The sequence below is a fragment of the Streptomyces sp. NPDC052687 genome (assembly GCF_040678395.1).
GTDB lineage: Bacteria > Actinomycetota > Actinomycetes > Streptomycetales > Streptomycetaceae > Streptomyces.
In genome coordinates, this window is record NZ_JBFATR010000011.1 from 93,914 (window position 1) to 110,776 (window position 16,863).

The following is a 16,863-nucleotide window of genomic DNA, read 5'->3' on the forward strand; positions in this document are numbered from 1 at the left end:
TGGCGCGCTAAATTGCTGCAGGTGATCCAGGCCTTCGGACTGACCAGCAACCCCCGCAAGGACCTTCCGCCCGTCGTCGACGACGTCTCCTTCGACGCGCGCGCGGGACACGTCACCGCACTGCTCGGCGCCGCCGGCACGGGCAAGACGACGGTGCTCAGGCTCATGCTCGAACTCCAACAGGGCCGTGGCCTCACGCACTTCCGCGGGCGCCCACTGCACCGCATCGCCCACCCCTCGCGCGAAGTGGGCGTACTCCTGGGCGATGTGCCCGGCCACCCGAAGCGCACCGTCCGCGGACACCTGCGCATGCTGTGCGCCGCCGCCGGAGTTCCCGTCATGCGGGCCGACGAAGTCCTCGAAGCGGTCGGTCTCGTCGGCCTGCGCGACGAACGTCTCGGCACCCTCTCCCGAGGCATGGACCGCCGCCTCGGACTGGCCTGCGCCCTGCTCGCCGACCCCCACACCCTCGTCCTCGACGACCCCACCGGCGGACTCACCGCACGGGAGAGCCGCTGGCTCCACGGCATGCTGCGCGCCCACACCGCGCACGGCGGCACCGTCCTGATCACCACAGCCGACCCCAAGGAGGCCGCCCGCGTCGCCGACCGGGTCGTCACCCTCGACGCCGGCAGAGTCGTCGCCGACCAGGACGCGGCCGACTTCGCACGCACCCGGCTGCGCCCGCGCGTCGCCGTCCGCACCCCGCACGCCGCCCGCCTCGCCGCCGCCCTCAGCAAGGAGGCCCGCACCGAACGGCGCTCCGTGGAAGTCGTACGCGAGGGCGGCAACCGGCTGTTCGTCTACGGCAGTACATGCGCCGACGTGGGCGACACGGCCTTCCGGCACGGCATCCTCGTCCACCAACTCGCGGACGAGGTGGGCGACATGGGGCCAGGCGCCGTGGAGCCCCCGCTGACCCCCGAGCCGGCCTCGCCCGTGCCCGCCCCCGAGCCGGCCTCGCCCACCCCCGCGTCGGCCCCGGCTGCCCAGGAGCCGCTCAAGCACGTGCCCGAGCCGACAGTCCCCGAGCCCGAAACGATCCCGCCCGATACGGTCCCGTCCACGCCCGAAGCGGCCTCAGGCCGCCTCCCCACACAGACCGGCCCCGAGGACGCGGACAGAGCGGCCGATGCGGAGCCCTCAGGGAACCGTGACACGGCGGAACCCACGCCTCCGGACCCCGCCCCCCACCATTCGACAACAGCCGAGACGAGGACCGCCGACACGGCACCCCCGGACTCGGCGCCCGCCGGCACCGCTCCCGCCGAACAGCCTTCGACACCCGCCGACCACACCGCAGACACCGAACCCCTCACGAAGATGCCCGCCCCTCCCCCCTCCCCCTTCCCCCCACCCCTCCCCACCCCACCCTCCACACCCACCCCCCGCCCCGCCCACCCCTCCACCACCTCCCTTCCCGACCTCCCACCCCCCATCTCCGTCCGCCCCGCCCCCAGCCCCCTGCGGCCGCTCCGCTACGAGCTGCGGCGGGCCACCGGGGTCGGTGTCGGGTTCCTCACGGGGGCCGCCGTGCTGGTGATCTCGGCGTTCACCGCTGTGGTGGCGGCCCGTGTCGGGCACACCCCGCAGGCGCGGCTGCTCGCCGCCTGGCCGCGAGAGCTGCCGCTGCCGCCCGCGGCGCTGGGGGCGGGGTTGCTGGGGGCGCTGGCGTTCGGGGACGAGTTCCGCCACCCCGCGCTGGCGGCGGATCGCGGGACCGTGCCCCGCCGGCTGGGGCTGCTGGCCGCGAAGCTGCTCGTCTCGGCGGTCACCGGGCTGGTGCTGGCGGTGCTGACCGTGGGGTGTGACGCGGAGGTGCTGTATCTGTTCTACGGACGGGAGGTCGCGAGGGTTCCCGCGGAGTGGCTTTCGCTCGGCGTGAGTTGGGTGGGGCTGGTGATCGGCTGTGCGTGGGCCGGGGTGCTGGCGGCCGGGGTGTTCCGGTCCACCTCGGGCGGGCTCGCCGCGGTGCTCGCGGTGCCGGTGGTGGTCGTACCGGCCGTGGAGAAGGTGCTGGCGGGGCCGTCCGTGCGGAGTGCGGCGGGGTTTCCGCTGCGGTTGCGGGAGCTGCTGCTCGCGCAGTGGCCTTTCGGTGGCGAACGGTATCTGGCCGGACTGGCCCGCGTGATCGGTCAACCCGTGGGCAGTGCGCTGGCGTTGTCGCTGGCCGCCCTGGTGTGCGCGTACCTGCTGACGACCCTGCGGAGCAGGGTCAGGTGACAACTGTCCGCGCGCTTCCGGTCACGCTCGTGCACAACTCCCTCGCAGAAAGCCCGTTTCTTTTCGATAAGGCGTCAATTTCGGCGGGGTGAGCGATCACCCTTTCGTGTGCTTTTCACCAAAGACCTCAAGGGAGTTGAGGACGGCGCCGACAAAGGATCCGTGAGTACCCTTGCGCACACCATGATGACCCCCGCCCGCTCCGCAGACTCCGGCCTCGCCGGCCCGGGCGACCTCGACCGCTACCCCTACGCAGAGCCCGCCGCCGCGGACCGCGTCGGGGCCCCCGCCTGGGAGGGCACGGAGCCCGAGCTGGGCCGGGTGGGCCGGCGCGCCGCGGGCAGCCGCGGACGCGGCCTGCACGGCCAACTCGTCCAGCAGCTCGGCCAGATGATCGTCTCCGGCGACCTGGGTGCCGACCGCCCGCTGGTGCCGGAGGAGATCGGCCAGCGGTTCGAGGTGTCCCGCACCGTCGTCCGTGAGTCACTGCGTGTCCTGGAGGCCAAAGGCCTGGTCAGCGCCCGCCCCAACGTCGGCACGCGGGTGCGGCCCGTCAGCGACTGGAACCTCCTCGACCCGGACATCATCGAGTGGCGGGCCTTCGGGCCGCAGCGGGACGACCAGCGCCGGGAGCTCAGCGAGCTGCGCTGGACGATCGAGCCGCTCGCCGCGCGGCTGGCGGCCGGGCACGGCCGCGAGGACGTCCAGCAGCGGCTGTCCGACATGGTCGAGATCATGGGCCACGCCATGGGGCAGGGCGACGCGCTCACCTTCTCCCGCGCGGACACCGAGTTCCACTCGCTGCTCATCCAGGTCGCCGGCAACCGCATGCTGGAGCACCTGTCCGGCATCGTCTCGGCGGCCCTCCAGGTGTCCGGCGGCCCCGTCACGGGCTGTGACCGGCCGAACGAGGCGAGCCTGGCCCACCACGGCCGGATCGTCGCCGCCCTCGCCGCAGGGGACGGCGCCGCGGCCGAGGCGGCCATGCGCCAACTGCTCACCGTCCATCCGGAGGTGGAGCGGGTGGTTCCCGCGCCGCGCGAGCACTGAGCGACACCGCGGACGTCGCGGCCGGAGGGCTTTCCCCTTCCCTCTCTCCGGCGTCGCCCGGCCGGGCGAGCCGCGTGCCGTCGGACCCCGCAGGATCCTTGGGGATCTGCGGGGTCCGACGGCGCGACGGGCGCCGATCGGACCGCGAGTGACCTAGTCTGCCCACTTCTGACCGCTTTTGAGTGCTTACGGGGTGTGACTCGGGCCACGCAGATTGGGCGTAACGCTCGTGGAAACAACGCGATGACCTAAGAGGTGACAGCCGCGGAGGGAATACGGACGCCGTTCAAGGCGCTGTGCATCTTCCCGGCCCCCGCCCGCGCCGTCGGCCCATCCCCAAGCCGGCGGTCGGCTCCTGTCCGCAGTGGACGGGGCCGGAAGTCGTTTTCCAACGTTCCGAGAGGTTGTTCGTGTCGGCCAGCACATCCCGTACGCTCCCGCCGGAGATCGCCGAGTCCGTCTCTGTCATGGCGCTCATCGAGCGGGGAAAGGCTGAGGGGCAGATCGCCGGCGATGACGTGCGTCGGGCCTTCGAAGCTGACCAGATTCCGGCCACTCAGTGGAAGAACGTACTGCGCAGCCTCAATCAGATCCTCGAGGAAGAGGGTGTGACGCTGATGGTCAGTGCCGCAGAACCCAAGCGCACCCGAAAGAGCGTCGCAGCGAAGAGCCCGGCCAAGCGCACCGCCACCAAGACGGTGGCGGCGAAGACGGTGACCACCCGGAAGGCCACCGCCTCCACCGCCGCACCGGCCGCGCCCGCCGACCCCGCCGTCGATCCCGCCGAGGAAGCCGCGCCCGCCAAGAAGGCAGCTGCCAAGAAGACGACCGCCAAGAAGGCGGCCGCGAAGAAGACCACCGCCAAGAAGACGGTGGCCAAGAAGACCACCGCCAAGAAGGACGACGTCGAGCTGCTCGACGAGGAAGTCCTCGAGGACACCAAGGTCGCCGACGAGCCCGAGGGCGCCGAGAGCGCCGGTTTCGTGCTCTCCGACGAGGACGAGGACGACGCCCCCGCGCAGCAGGTCGCCGCGGCCGGCGCCACCGCCGACCCCGTCAAGGACTACCTCAAGCAGATCGGCAAGGTCCCCCTGCTCAACGCCGAGCAGGAGGTCGAGCTGGCCAAGCGCATCGAGGCGGGCCTGTTCGCCGAGGACAAGCTGGCCAACGCCGACAAGCTCGCCCCGAAGCTCAAGCGTGAGCTGGAGATCATCGCCGAGGACGGCCGCCGCGCCAAGAACCACCTGCTGGAGGCCAACCTCCGCCTCGTGGTCTCCCTGGCCAAGCGCTACACCGGCCGCGGCATGCTCTTCCTGGACCTCATCCAGGAGGGCAACCTCGGTCTGATCCGCGCGGTCGAGAAGTTCGACTACACCAAGGGCTACAAGTTCTCCACGTACGCCACCTGGTGGATCCGTCAGGCGATCACCCGCGCGATGGCCGACCAGGCCCGCACCATCCGTATCCCGGTGCACATGGTCGAGGTCATCAACAAGCTCGCGCGCGTGCAGCGCCAGATGCTCCAGGACCTGGGCCGTGAGCCCACCCCGGAGGAGCTGGCCAAGGAGCTCGACATGACCCCGGAGAAGGTCATCGAGGTCCAGAAGTACGGCCGCGAGCCCATCTCGCTGCACACCCCGCTCGGCGAGGACGGCGACAGCGAGTTCGGTGACCTCATCGAGGACTCCGAGGCCGTCGTCCCGGCCGACGCCGTCAGCTTCACGCTCCTCCAGGAGCAGCTGCACTCCGTGCTCGACACCCTCTCCGAGCGCGAGGCGGGCGTCGTCTCCATGCGTTTCGGTCTCACCGACGGTCAGCCGAAGACCCTCGACGAGATCGGCAAGGTGTACGGCGTGACGCGTGAGCGTATCCGCCAGATCGAGTCCAAGACCATGTCGAAGCTGCGTCACCCGTCGCGTTCGCAGGTGCTGCGCGACTACCTCGACTAGGTCGCGGTCGTACGACAGCGAAGGCCCGGTCACCGCATCAGCGGGGCCGGGCCTTCATGCGAGCGGGTGCGGGCCGCGCCGCTCTGGATCACTCTGGGTGTTCCACGAACGTCACAGAGTGAGGAGTTCGCATGCCTCGCCTCCTTGTCCTGGCGCTGGCCCGACCGTTGGCCTTGGTGGCAGCCGCTGCCGCGATACCGCTGGCACCGCTCGCCTACGCCGCGCCCGCCGCGGCGGACGGCATAGTCGTGGGCGGCTTCCCGGTCGACGTCTCCCAGGCCCCGTGGACGGTGGCGCTCTCCAGCCGTGACCGGTTCGGGCGTACGCGATCCGGGCAGTTCTGCGGCGGAGTGGCGATCGCCCCGACCGCCGTGCTCACGGCCGCCCACTGCCTCGACAAGGACGTCCTCGGGGCGCCGCCGGACCAGGTGCGCGACCTGAAGGTCATCGCCGGCCGCACGGACCTGCGCACCGACCAGGGGCATGAGATCGCGGTGCGCGAGAGCTGGGTGAACCCGCACTACGACGACGCGACCAACGCGGGGGACTTCGCGGTGCTCACCCTCGCCGAGCCGCTGCCGCAGAACGCGATCATCGCGATGGCCGGCACCGGGGACCCGGCGTACACCGCGGGCACGGGGGCCCTGGTCTACGGCTGGGGCGATGTCTCGGGGGCCGGGGACTACGCGGACGGGCTGCGTGCCGCGCGGGTACAGGTGCTGCCCGACGCCCTGTGTGAGCGGGCGTATCCGAGCGGCGGTGACGGCGCCTATATCGCCTCGGCCATGGTGTGCGCCGGGGAGTGGCAGGGCGGCCGGGACGCCTGTCAGGGGGACAGTGGAGGGCCGCTGGTGGCCCAGGGCCGTCTCATCGGACTGGTCTCCTGGGGGAACGGCTGCGCGCGGCCCAGCAATCCGGGCGTCTACACCCGGATCTCCGACATGCTCCGCAAGCTGGGCTGGGAGCGCCCGCGCGGTGGCGCCGCGTGACGGCCTCCCGCGCGGGCCGTGTCACGGGGGCGCGCAGAACCACCGACGAACTCTGAGGCCCCGGCCCGGCGGGACGACATGCAGCAGGACGACGGGCGGCCGATCCTGGGTGCAGGATCGGCCGCCCGTTCACCGGCCTGTGCCGGAGCTGGCTCGTCGTGTACGCGAGATGTCAGCGATCTTCGTCGGAGGCGTTGTTGGGAACGGACGTCAGCCGCTCCGTCTCGTCCTGTATCTCAGCGGCGATCTTCTTGAGTTCCGGCTCGAACTTGCGACCGTGGTGGGCGCAGAAGAGCAGTTCTCCGCCGCTGAGCAGCACAACGCGCAGGTATGCCTGGGCGCCGCAGCGGTCGCAGCGATCAGCGGCCGTCAGCGGGCTCGCGGGGGTCAGAACAGTAGTCACGTCGCCTCTTCTCTAGCTCGACGAGCTGTCGTACCAGGGTCAACATCCAACCAGCCCCAAAACGTTCCCGCTCGCGGCTTTTCCTCGAAAGATTTTTTTCGAGGCGGCTGGCTGCTGCCGGTTGGCGGCGAATGTGCCGTAGTGCGTGTCTGTGTGTCGTACGGTTTCGCGCTGTCGTATCGGTCTTGTCCTCCCGGCGGGGTTGCCGGTTGTTCATGAGGACGTGCCCGGAGCCTAAATGGTTCATGCCTCCAAGGGAACGTGATATGTACTTCACCCCATCGAGGGATCGAACACCCATGCGATCGTGGACTAGTCTGCGTTCATGACGAGGGTGGCGTTACAACGGCTCTACCAGGCCTCGGTACCCTCTGAGCGGCAACCGAAGCCGTGGCCTTACCCCGATGGGCCCCATCTGAAATTCAGCGAGGAGCGAACCGCGTGACCGCCGAGACGTCCGTGCCGTCCACAGCGCTGCTGGCAGGAGCAGACCGGGACGGTTCCAACTACACCGCGCGGCACCTGCTCGTCCTGGAGGGGCTGGAGGCCGTCCGCAAGCGCCCGGGCATGTACATCGGCTCGACCGACAGCCGCGGCCTGATGCACTGCCTCTGGGAGATCATCGACAACTCCGTCGATGAGGCCCTGGGCGGCTACTGCGACCACATCGAGGTGATCCTCCACGACGACGGCTCGGTCGAGGTGCGCGACAACGGCCGCGGCATCCCGGTCGACGTCGAGCCCAAGACCGGTCTGTCCGGTGTCGAGGTCGTGATGACCAAGCTGCACGCCGGCGGCAAGTTCGGCGGCGGCTCCTACGCGGCCTCCGGCGGTCTGCACGGCGTCGGCGCCTCCGTGGTGAACGCGCTGTCCGCGCGGCTGGACGTCGAGGTCGACCGCGCGGGCCACACCCACGCGATCAGCTTCCGGCGCGGCGTCCCCGGCGCCTTCGCCGGAAACGGGCCGGACGCCAAGTTCGAGGCCAAGAGCGGCCTGCGCAAGGCGAAGAGGATCCCCAAGACCCGCACCGGCACCCGCGTGCGCTACTGGGCCGACCGCCAGATCTTCCTCAAGGACGCCAAGCTCTCCCTGGAGAACCTGCACCAGCGCGCCCGTCAGACCGCCTTCCTGGTGCCCGGCCTGACCATCGTCGTCCGCGACGAGTACGGCCTCGGCGAGGGCGGCAGCAAGGGCGAGGAGTCGTTCCGCTTCGACGGCGGCATCAGCGAGTTCTGCGAGTTCCTGGCGTCCGACAAGCCGATCTGCGACGTACTCCGCTTCACCGGCCAGGGCACCTTCAAGGAAACCGTCCCGGTCCTCGACGAGCACGGCCAGATGACGCCCACCGAGGTCACCCGCGAGCTCGGCGTCGACGTCGCCCTGCGCTGGGGCACCGGCTACGAGACGACCGTGAAGTCGTTCGTCAACATCATCGCCACCCCCAAGGGCGGCACCCACGTCGCCGGCTTCGAGCAGGCGGTCGCCAAGACGATGAACGAGGTGCTGCGCGCCAAGAAGCTGCTGCGCGTCGCCGAGGACGACATCGTCAAGGACGACGCCCTCGAAGGGCTGACCGCGGTCGTCACCGTACGGCTCGCCGAGCCGCAGTTCGAGGGGCAGACCAAGGAGGTGCTCGGCACCTCCGCGGCCCGCCGGATCGTGAACAACGTGGTGTCCAAGGAACTGAAGGCGTTCCTGACGGCCACGAAGCGTGACGCCGCGCAGCAGGCCCGCGTGGTCATGGAAAAGGTCGTCGCCGCCGCGCGGACCCGCATCGCCGCCCGCCAGCACAAGGACGCGCAGCGCCGCAAGACGGCCCTGGAGTCCTCCTCGCTGCCCGCCAAGCTCGCCGACTGCCGCAGCGACGACGTGGACCGCAGCGAGCTGTTCATCGTCGAGGGAGACTCGGCGCTCGGCACCGCCAAGCTCGCCCGGAACTCCGAGTTCCAGGCGCTGCTGCCGATCCGCGGCAAGATCCTCAACGTCCAGAAGTCGTCCGTGACCGACATGCTCAAGAACGCCGAGTGCGGCGCGATCATCCAGGTCATAGGAGCGGGCTCGGGCCGGACCTTCGACATCGACGCGGCCCGTTACGGCAAGATCATCATGATGACCGACGCCGACGTCGACGGCTCGCACATCCGGACGTTGCTGCTCACGCTGTTCCACCGCTACATGCGGCCCATGGTCGAGGCCGGCCGCGTGTTCGCCGCGGTCCCGCCGCTGCACCGCATCGAGCTGATCCAGCCCAAGAAGGGCCAGGACAAGTACGTCTACACGTACTCGGACCGGGAACTGCGCGACAAGCTCATGGAGTTCCAGAGCAAGGGCATCCGCTACAAGGACTCCATCCAGCGCTACAAGGGCCTCGGCGAGATGGACGCCGACCAGCTGGCCGAGACCACCATGGACCCGCGCCACCGCACCCTGCGCCGGATCAACCTCTCCGACCTGGACGCCGCCGAGCAGGTCTTCGACCTGCTGATGGGCAACGACGTGGCGCCCCGCAAGGAGTTCATCTCCAGCTCGGCGGCGACGCTGGACCGCTCGCGCATCGACGCGTAGGACGCCAGGACGCGCAGGCGCAGCGCTGCGCCGGGCTCGGGCGGCTGTCCGCTCGGGCCCGGCGCGGTTGTGCGACGCGGCTCGACGCCACGCGCCTCTGCTCGGATGCGCGCACTACCCGCGCGGTCACCTGATGGGGTGAAGGCTCTCGCGAAGAGGAACCGGGGACCCTTCCGTTCTGTCCATGCTTGGGCATGCACTCAAGTGACGGTCGTCGCCGTGACGCCAGAAGCGTGCGGTGCGACGATCCCTGGTATGCCGCCCTCGCCTCCGGCTGGGGCGAAGCGGACCACGTCCCCGCGCGCATGCCCGCCGCGGGCACCGAGTGGTCCGGACCGGCCGAGCCGACGGAATCCCGGAACGGCGCGCTGAGCGCCGCGGACGTCTACCTCGAGGTGCAGCGCAGCCCCGCCTTCCAGGAGGTGCGCAGCCGCTACCGCCGCTTCGTCGTCCCCGCCTGCGCCGCCTTCTTCGCCTGGTACGTCGGCTACGTCGTCGCCGCCACCACCGCACCCGAGTTCATGGCCCGGCCCGTGGCCGGCGCGGTCAACGTGGCGATGCTGGCCGGGCTCGGGCAGTTCCTCTCCACCTTCCTGCTCACCTGGGCGTACGCCCGGCACGCCCGGCTGCGCAGGGACCGCGCGGCGCTCGAACTGCGATGGGACACCCAGGAACTGACGCGCGGCGTCCCCGGGGGGCGGTGCCGGTGACCGGTGAGCATCAGACGCTGGCCCTGGTGCTGTTCAGCGGGTTCGTCGCCGTGACGCTCGCGATCACCACCTGGGTGAGCCGCGGCCGGCACGGCTCGGCCGAGGAGTTCTACGCCGGCGGGCGCCTGTTCTCCCCGATGGAGAATGGTTTTGCCATCGCCGGCGACTACATGTCCGCCGCGTCCTTCCTCGGCATCTCCGGCCTCATCGCGCTCTACGGCTACGACGGTCTGCTGTACTCCGTCGGCTTCCTGGTGGCCTGGCTGGTGGTGCTGTTCCTCGTCGCCGAACTGGTCCGCAACTGCGGCCGGTTCACCCTCGCCGACGTCGTCGCCGCGCGGATGCGGAAGCGGCCGGTGCGGATCGCGGCGGGAACTTCCTCGGTCACCGTGTCCGTTCTGTATCTGGTGGCGCAGATGGTGGGGGCCGGCAGCCTGGTCGCGCTGCTGCTGGGCGGGACGAGCGAGGCCGCGCGGGCGTGGACGGTCATCGGGGTCGGCGCGCTCATGGTCCTCTATGTGACGTGGGGAGGGATGCGCGCCACCACCTGGATCCAGATCGTGAAGGCGGTCCTGCTCATGGGCGGGGCGCTCGCCCTGACCGTGCTCGTGCTGACGCGGTTCCACGGCGACTTCGACCGGCTGCTGCGCACCGCCGCCGACCGCAGCGGCCACGGCGCGGCCTTCCTGGCGCCCGGCCTGAAGTACGGCGGGGACTGGACCGCCCGCTTCGACTTCATCAGCCTCGGACTCGCGCTGGTACTGGGCACGGCCGGACTGCCGCACATCCTCTCCCGCTTCTACACCGTGCCCACGGCCCGCGCGGCCCGCCGCTCGGTGATCTGGTCGATCGGGCTCATCGGCGGTTTCTACCTGATGACGATCGTGCTCGGCTTCGGTGCCGCCGCCCTCGTGGGCCCGGACGCCGTGCGCGGCTCGAACGCGGCCGGGAACACGGCGGTCCCGCTGCTGGCACTCGACCTGGGCGGCGGCGCCGACTCCACCGGCGGAACGGTTCTCTTCGCGATCGTCGCCGCCGTGGCCTTCGCCACGATCCTCGCCGTGGTCGCCGGGATCACGCTCGCCTCCTCGGCGTCCGTCGCCCACGACCTGTACGCCTCGCTGCGCCGCGAGCGGTCCGCGCCGCGTGGCGAGGTGGCCGTCGCGCGGGTCGCTGCGGCCGGCGTCGGCGCCGTCGCGATCGCCCTCGGACTGCTCGCCCGCGACCTCAACGTCGCCTTCCTGGTGGGCCTCGCCTTCGCCGTCGCCGCCTCCGCGAACCTTCCGGTGCTGCTCTACTCGCTGTTCTGGCGGGACTTCACCACCCGCGGCGCCGTGTGGGCCGTCTACGGCGGGCTGATCCCGGCCGTGGTGCTGGTGCTGCTGTCGCCCGTCGTGTCGGGCGGCCCCGACGCGCTCTTCCCGCACCTCGACTTCCAGGTGTTCCCGTTGCAGAACCCGGGCCTCGTCTCCATCCCGCTGGGCTTCCTCGCGGGCTGGCTCGGCACCGTCACCTCGGCCGAGGAGCCGGACCGGGCCCGGCACGCGGAGACGGAGGTGCGGTCGCTGACGGGGGCGGGAGCGGCGTAGCGCCCCCTCGGACGCCCGCCGGCGCCACGCCGGCGGGCGTCGAGAGGCCTGCGCCATAGCTCCGGCGGGCGTCGAGAAGACGGCGGACCGTTTCCGTACCCATGGCAGGGCACGGTTCTTCCCCCGCCCCGGGAGTCGTGCCTCAGGCGCGGGTCGCCCACACGTAACGGTGTTCCGGGCGGCCCGCGTCGCCGTACTTCAGGGTCAGCGTGGCCCGTCCCGTGCGCTCCAGGAGCTTCAGATAGCGCTGGGCGGTCTGCCGGCTCACCCCCGTCCGCTCGGCGATCTCCTGGGCCGACAGCGGCCCGTCCGCGCTCATCAGGCACTGCCGTACCAGCTCGGCCGTGGTGGGGGAGTGCCCCTTCGGCAGATCCGGCTCCGAGGGCGCGGACAGCGCGCCGAAGATCCGGTCCACCTCGGCCTGTTCGGCCTCGCCGCCGCCGTCGAGGGTGCGGCGCAGCTGCGCGTACGCCTCCAGCTTGGCGCGCAGGCCCGCGAAGGCGAACGGCTTGACCAGGTACTGCAGCGCGCCGTGCCGCATCGCCGCCTGCACCGTCGACACGTCCCGCGCGGCAGTCACCATGATCACGTCGGTCTGGTGGCCGCGCCGGCGCATCTCCTGGACCACCGCGAGGCCCGTGCCGTCGGGCAGGTAGTGGTCCAGCAGCACGAGGTCCACGCGCGGCAGCGTCTCCAGCAGCCGCAGCGCCTCCGCCGCCTGGTGCGCCTGCCCGGCGACGTGGAAGCCCGGCACCTTCTCGACGTAGGCGGCGTTCACCCGGGCGACCCTGGTGTCGTCGTCCACGACCAGGACCTCGATCATCGCGTCTCCTCCTCGGCGGGCCGCGCGGCGGACGGCACGGCGGTGGGGCTCGGTGCGGTGGTGGCGCCCGGTGCGGTGGTGGAACCGGGTGCGGTGGTGGAACCGGGTGCGCTCTGCGCGTCCGGCCGGCCCAGGGCACCCCCGGTCTCGGCCCCGGCTCCAGCCTCGGCCCCAGCACCGGCACCGGCACTGGCACCGGCACCGGTCTCAGCCCCGGCCCCGGCCCCGGCCTCAGCCCTCGGCTCAGCCCCCGGCCCCGCCAGTGCCTCCGGCAGGACGACGGTGAACTCCGCGCCCCCGCCCGGCGCCTCGCCCACCGTCACGGTGCCGCCCTGCCGTTCGGCCAGCCGGCGCACCAGGGACAGCCCGATGCCGCGCTTGCGGTGGGCGGGCGGTTCCTTCGTCGACCAGCCCTCGGTGAAGACCAGTTCCCGCCGCTCCTCGGGGATGCCGGGCCCCGTGTCCCGTACCGCGAGCACGGCGGTGCGTCCCTCGGCCTGCAATTCGACCTCCACGCGCGCGTGCGGGGTGCCTGCCACGGCGTCGAGCGCGTTGTCTACCAGGTTCCCGACGATCGTGACCAGCCCGCGGGCGTCGACCAGCCGGTCCGGCAGCCGGGTCCGGCCGGAGAGCCGCAGCGCGACCCCGCGCTCGGCGGCGACGGTCGCCTTGCCGACCAGCAGGGCGGCGAGCAGCGGATCCTCGATCTTCTCGGTGATCTGCTCCGCCGTGGCCCGGTGATCGCCGACCACCTCGCCGACGAACTCGACGGCGTCGTCGTACATCTCCAGTTCGAGCAGTCCGAGCAGGGTGTGCATCCGGTTGGCGTGCTCGTGGTCCTGGGCGCGCAGGGCGTCGATCAGACCGCGCGTGGAGTCCAGTTCGCGCCCCAGCTGCTCCAGCTCGGTGCGGTCGCGCAGGGTGGCGACCGCGCCCCCGTCGTCGGTGGGCATCCGGTTGGCGACCAGCACCCGCTGCCCGCGCACGGTGAGCAGGTCCGTGCCGGTCACCCGGCCGGCCAGCACATCGGCCGTACGGCCCTCGCCCAGCGCTTCGTCGGGGAAGCGTCCCACGGCCTCACCGCCGATGCCGAGCAGGCGCTGCGCCTCGTCGTTGAGCAGGCGGAGCCGCCCCGCGCGGTCCAGGGCGACGACGCCCTCGCGGATGCCGTGCAGCATGGCTTCCCGCTCCGCCAGCAGGGCCGCGATGTCGGAGAAGGCGAGGTCCCGCGTCTGGCGCTGCACCCGGCGGGAGATCAGCCAGGCGGCCAGCGCGCCCACGGCGAGGGCGCCGCCCGCGTACGCGAGAAGCTCCGGGATCGCGTGGACGAGCCGCGCGCGGACACTGTCGTAGGCGATACCGACCGACACCGCCCCCACGATGTCCCCGTCGCCGTCGCGCAACGGCACCTTGCCCCGCGCGGAACGGCCCAGGGTGCCCTCGTCGATCTCCATGACCTCCCGGCCGGCCAGCGCCTGGCTGGGGTCGGTGGAGACATGCCGGCCGATCTCCGCGGGCTCGGTGTGCGACCAGCGCACCCCGCGCGTGTCCATGATCACGACGTACTCTGCACGGGTGGCCTGCCGGATCCGCTCCGCCTCCCGCTGCACGGGCCCGTCCGGGCTCGGCGGGGTGCCGACGACGTTTTCGGCGAGCCGCGGCTGGGCCGCCGTGGTCTGCGCGATCGCCAGCGCGCGGCGCATCGCCTGGTCGTCCAGCTGATCGCTGAGTGGCGCGAGGAACAGCCCGGTGGCGAGCACCGCGACTCCCGCGGCGATCGCCACCTGCATCAGCAGCACCTGCGAGAACATCCGGCGCGGCAGACCGAGACGCAGGCGGCGGGCGGGGGAGGTGGGGCTCATACCCACGACGGTACGTGGGCGGCTGGGCCTGGCCGTAGGGGGAGTGGCGGGGATCTCCCGGAGACCGTGGCCGTGGCCGTGGTCGCGCCTCGGGTGGTGCCCGTGACGGTGCCGTGACCGTGATGGTGACCGTGTACCTGGCCGTGGGTGTGATCTGGCCGTGGGCGTCGCGACCGCGCTGGGGCGTCAGCCGGCCAGGGCCGCCGGGGTCAGTTCGCGCACCGCCAGGACGTCCATCCGCGCGGGGGCGCCCAGGACCGAGGTGCCGCAGCTCTCGGGGCGGGGCGGCTCGGACGCCCCCTGGGCGACGAGGACGCGCCAGCAGCGGCCGTCCACGTGGGCGACGGTCACCTCCCAGCGCGCGGCCGCGCCGTGCGTCCGTACGGCGTTCTCGGTGCGTACGACGCTCAGGGCGTCCACCGCGTACTCGCCCGCCTCCCTGCGCACGGCCAGCTCGGCCGCCTGGCCGGGCCGCTCCCACGCGGAGCTGCCCCGGCAGCCGTCGACGACGATCCGGCCCTCCTGGACGGCGTGCAGGACCTCCTTGACACCGTGGGCCTCGGCCCGGCCGTACGCGTAGCCGTACGGCAGGACGAGCAGCGTCGGCGAGAAGCGGTGTCCGCCCAGATGGGTGACCTCCCAGACGCCCTCCACACCGGACGAGGCCAGCTCGGCGGCGAGGGGGCGGCCCAGCAGGGCGCAGCAGCGGTCGCGCTTGCCGTTGGTGCAGACGAGGGCGAGCGGGGCGCCGGTGTGGGGCCGCCCCTGGAGCACGGTGCCGAAGGAGTGGTGGTCGCCCCGGCCGAGGGCGGCGAAGTCCAGGTCCAGGAGCCGGCGGGGGTCGGTGATCGTGGCGGTGTGCAGCCAGGCGTTGCCGGGCACGGTGTGGGCCACGTACACCCGGCGTACGGCGGGCATACGGGAGTCCGCGTGGCGGCCGGGGCGGCGGATGAGCGCGATGCGCACGCCGGTGTGTTTCGCGGCGGCTTCCAGGGCGCGGCCCAGCGCGGGGTCCAGGTGGCTCGAGGTGAGCGCCCTGGCGCCCCACGGGCCCGGCTGCTCCACCAGCAGCCAGGTCCTGGCGGTGGCCGCGGTACCGGAAATCGGCTCGTCGAGGCTCCGGGAGACGGTCGCGCACGTACTCACAGAGGTGAGCCTAACCTGACTTGGTCATCACATGCCTCCCGTCACAGTGTTGTCCTGGTGTATCAGGATGTGCGACGCCTGGTCTGAGCTGCCTGGACAGCACATGCGGAGATCATGTGATTTTCGGCCGGTCAGTCGTTCCTGAGTGGTTTCGTCCCTGTCGGCAAGGTCTACCGCGCGGGTGATCGGTGGGGCGGGCGGGCTCGTATTCTGAGGGCCGCAGTCCGTTCTCGTCTGCGCGCCGGCCGGGAGCCGCGGCGCGCGTCGGTGTCAGAGAGGTCGCACGTTGGGGCAGAGCCCGAAGCCGCAGCCGCAGATCCCGGTCGTCGTCCTCGCCGGATTCCTGGGTTCCGGCAAGACGACACTCCTCAACCACCTGCTGCACCGCAGCGGAGGCAGCCGGATCGGCGCCGTGGTGAACGACTTCGGCGCCATCGAGATCGACGCGATGGCCGTGGCCGGCGCGCTCGGCGACTCCACGGTCTCACTCGGCAACGGATGCCTGTGCTGCGCGGTCGACGCGAGCGAACTCGACGTCTACCTCGACCGGCTCGCCCGCCCGGAGACCGGCATCGACGTCATCGTGATCGAGGCCAGCGGACTCGCCGAGCCGCAGGAACTGGTCCGCATGGTGCTGGCGAGCGAGAACCGGCGAGTGGTCTACGGCGGTCTCGTCGAGGTCGTCGACGCCGCGGAGTTCGACGCGACCCGCGCCAGGCATCCGGAGATCGACCGGCACCTGGCCATCGCCGACCTGGTGGTGGTCAACAAGCTCGACCGCGCGCCCGACGCCGAACGCGTCCTCGGCCTGGTCCGCGGCCTCACCGACGGGGCGGCCGTCGTGCCCGCGACCTACGGACGGATCGATCCCGAGTTCCTGTTCGACTGCCGGCCGAGCGAGGAGCGCGTCGGGCAGCTGTCCTTCGACGACCTGCACGAGGAAGAGCACTCCGGTCCTGACGACGAGGCCCACGGCCACGCCGGGCACCTCCACAGCGGCTACGACAGCCTGTCCTTCGTCTCCGACCGCCCCGTCGATCCGCGCCGGCTCATGCGGTTCCTCGACAGCCGGCCGGAGGGGCTGTACCGGATCAAGGGCTACGTCGACTTCGGCGCCCACGACCCCGCCAACCGCTACTCCGTCCACGCCGTCGGACGCTTCCTGCGGTTCTACCCGGAGCCGTGGGAACCCGGCGCCGAGCGGCTGACCCAGCTCGTCCTGATCGGCTCCGGCATCGACACCCCACTCCTCGGCAAGGAGCTGGAGGCGTGCCGGAGCGACGCCCCGCACACCGCCGACGAGCACGGCATGTGGGGCGTCCTGCGCTACGTCCAGGACCCGGAGGAGCCGGGGCCCGACCCGGAGTCCGGGCCGGGTTCCGACCCGGAGACCGGCCCTGACTTCGCTCCGGAGATCGACCCTGACTTCGCTCCGGAGATCGACCCTGGGTTCGCCCCGGAGACTCACCCAGGCTTCGACCCGGACCACGACCAGGCGCCCTAGGCAGACGCAAGCCTGCCCGGCTGGGCCCCGGCCCCGGGGTCCGGCGGACG

12 protein-coding genes are annotated in these 16,863 nt (G+C 71.8%); 8 read left to right on the forward strand and 4 right to left on the reverse strand.

Translation table 11 applies throughout. The annotated features are described in order from the left end of the window. Nucleotides 1-21 precede the first annotated feature (21 nt). The 4 genes from AB0K92_RS13040 (at nucleotide 22) to AB0K92_RS13055 (ending at nucleotide 6,211) form a co-directional block, all read left to right on the forward strand. Nucleotides 22-2,223, forward strand: coding sequence for an ATP-binding cassette domain-containing protein (locus tag AB0K92_RS13040; protein WP_365922194.1), 2,202 nt, complete (start codon nucleotides 22-24; stop codon nucleotides 2,221-2,223). A gap of 162 nt (nucleotides 2,224-2,385) precedes the next feature. Continuing rightward, nucleotides 2,386-3,273 carry an FCD domain-containing protein gene (locus AB0K92_RS13045; protein ID WP_365922196.1) on the forward strand — a complete coding sequence of 296 codons (888 nt, stop codon included), beginning with the start codon at nucleotides 2,386-2,388 and terminating at the stop codon, nucleotides 3,271-3,273. Nucleotides 3,274-3,683: 410 nt separating this feature from the next. Beyond that, on the forward strand, nucleotides 3,684-5,222 hold the full coding sequence (locus tag AB0K92_RS13050; RefSeq protein ID WP_365922198.1) for an RNA polymerase sigma factor: 1,539 nt from the start codon (nucleotides 3,684-3,686) through the stop codon (nucleotides 5,220-5,222). Between the two features lie 131 nt (nucleotides 5,223-5,353). Further along, entirely contained in the window at nucleotides 5,354-6,211 is an 858-nt protein-coding gene (locus AB0K92_RS13055; RefSeq protein ID WP_365922200.1) for a serine protease, read from the forward strand. A gap of 172 nt (nucleotides 6,212-6,383) precedes the next feature. On the opposite strand, the gene AB0K92_RS13060 is transcribed toward AB0K92_RS13055, so the two are convergent. Further along, nucleotides 6,384-6,614: a hypothetical protein gene (locus AB0K92_RS13060; protein ID WP_166002697.1), complete on the reverse strand. Its 231-nt coding sequence runs from the start codon at nucleotides 6,612-6,614 to the stop codon at nucleotides 6,384-6,386. Nucleotides 6,615-7,055: 441 nt separating this feature from the next. Here AB0K92_RS13060 and AB0K92_RS13065 point away from each other — a divergent pair, with 441 nt between their 5' ends. The 3 genes from AB0K92_RS13065 (at nucleotide 7,056) to AB0K92_RS13075 (ending at nucleotide 11,478) form a co-directional block, all read left to right on the forward strand. Then, entirely contained in the window at nucleotides 7,056-9,179 is a 2,124-nt protein-coding gene (locus AB0K92_RS13065; RefSeq protein ID WP_365922202.1) for a DNA topoisomerase IV subunit B, read from the forward strand. A 194-nt stretch (nucleotides 9,180-9,373) separates the two neighbouring features. Further along, the gene (locus tag AB0K92_RS13070; RefSeq protein ID WP_365922204.1) at nucleotides 9,374-9,889 is read left to right on the forward strand and encodes a DUF485 domain-containing protein; all 516 of its coding nucleotides are present in this window, start codon (nucleotides 9,374-9,376) and stop codon (nucleotides 9,887-9,889) included. Continuing rightward, nucleotides 9,886-11,478, forward strand: coding sequence for a cation acetate symporter (locus AB0K92_RS13075; protein WP_365922206.1), 1,593 nt, complete (start codon nucleotides 9,886-9,888; stop codon nucleotides 11,476-11,478). Before AB0K92_RS13070 ends, AB0K92_RS13075 begins: the two co-directional genes overlap by 4 nt. A 142-nt stretch (nucleotides 11,479-11,620) precedes the next feature. Here the strand turns inward: AB0K92_RS13075 and AB0K92_RS13080 are convergent, their stop codons facing one another. The 3 genes from AB0K92_RS13080 to AB0K92_RS13090 all read right to left on the reverse strand — a co-directional run bounded on the left by AB0K92_RS13080 (nucleotide 11,621) and on the right by AB0K92_RS13090 (nucleotide 15,309). Continuing rightward, complete coding sequence (locus AB0K92_RS13080; protein WP_365922208.1) at nucleotides 11,621-12,301, reverse strand: response regulator; 681 nt, start codon at nucleotides 12,299-12,301, stop codon at nucleotides 11,621-11,623. Continuing rightward, nucleotides 12,298-14,163, reverse strand: a complete 1,866-nt coding sequence (locus AB0K92_RS13085; protein WP_365922210.1) for an ATP-binding protein — start codon at nucleotides 14,161-14,163, stop codon at nucleotides 12,298-12,300. Before AB0K92_RS13085 ends, AB0K92_RS13080 begins: the two co-directional genes overlap by 4 nt. Before the next feature lie 186 nt (nucleotides 14,164-14,349). After that, nucleotides 14,350-15,309, reverse strand: a complete 960-nt coding sequence (locus AB0K92_RS13090; protein WP_365922212.1) for a sucrase ferredoxin — start codon at nucleotides 15,307-15,309, stop codon at nucleotides 14,350-14,352. A gap of 286 nt (nucleotides 15,310-15,595) precedes the next feature. On the opposite strand from AB0K92_RS13090, the gene AB0K92_RS13095 reads away from it, so the two are divergent. Beyond that, nucleotides 15,596-16,813, forward strand: coding sequence for a GTP-binding protein (locus AB0K92_RS13095; protein ID WP_365922214.1), 1,218 nt, complete (start codon nucleotides 15,596-15,598; stop codon nucleotides 16,811-16,813). The last annotated feature ends 50 nt before the right edge of the window (nucleotides 16,814-16,863 follow it).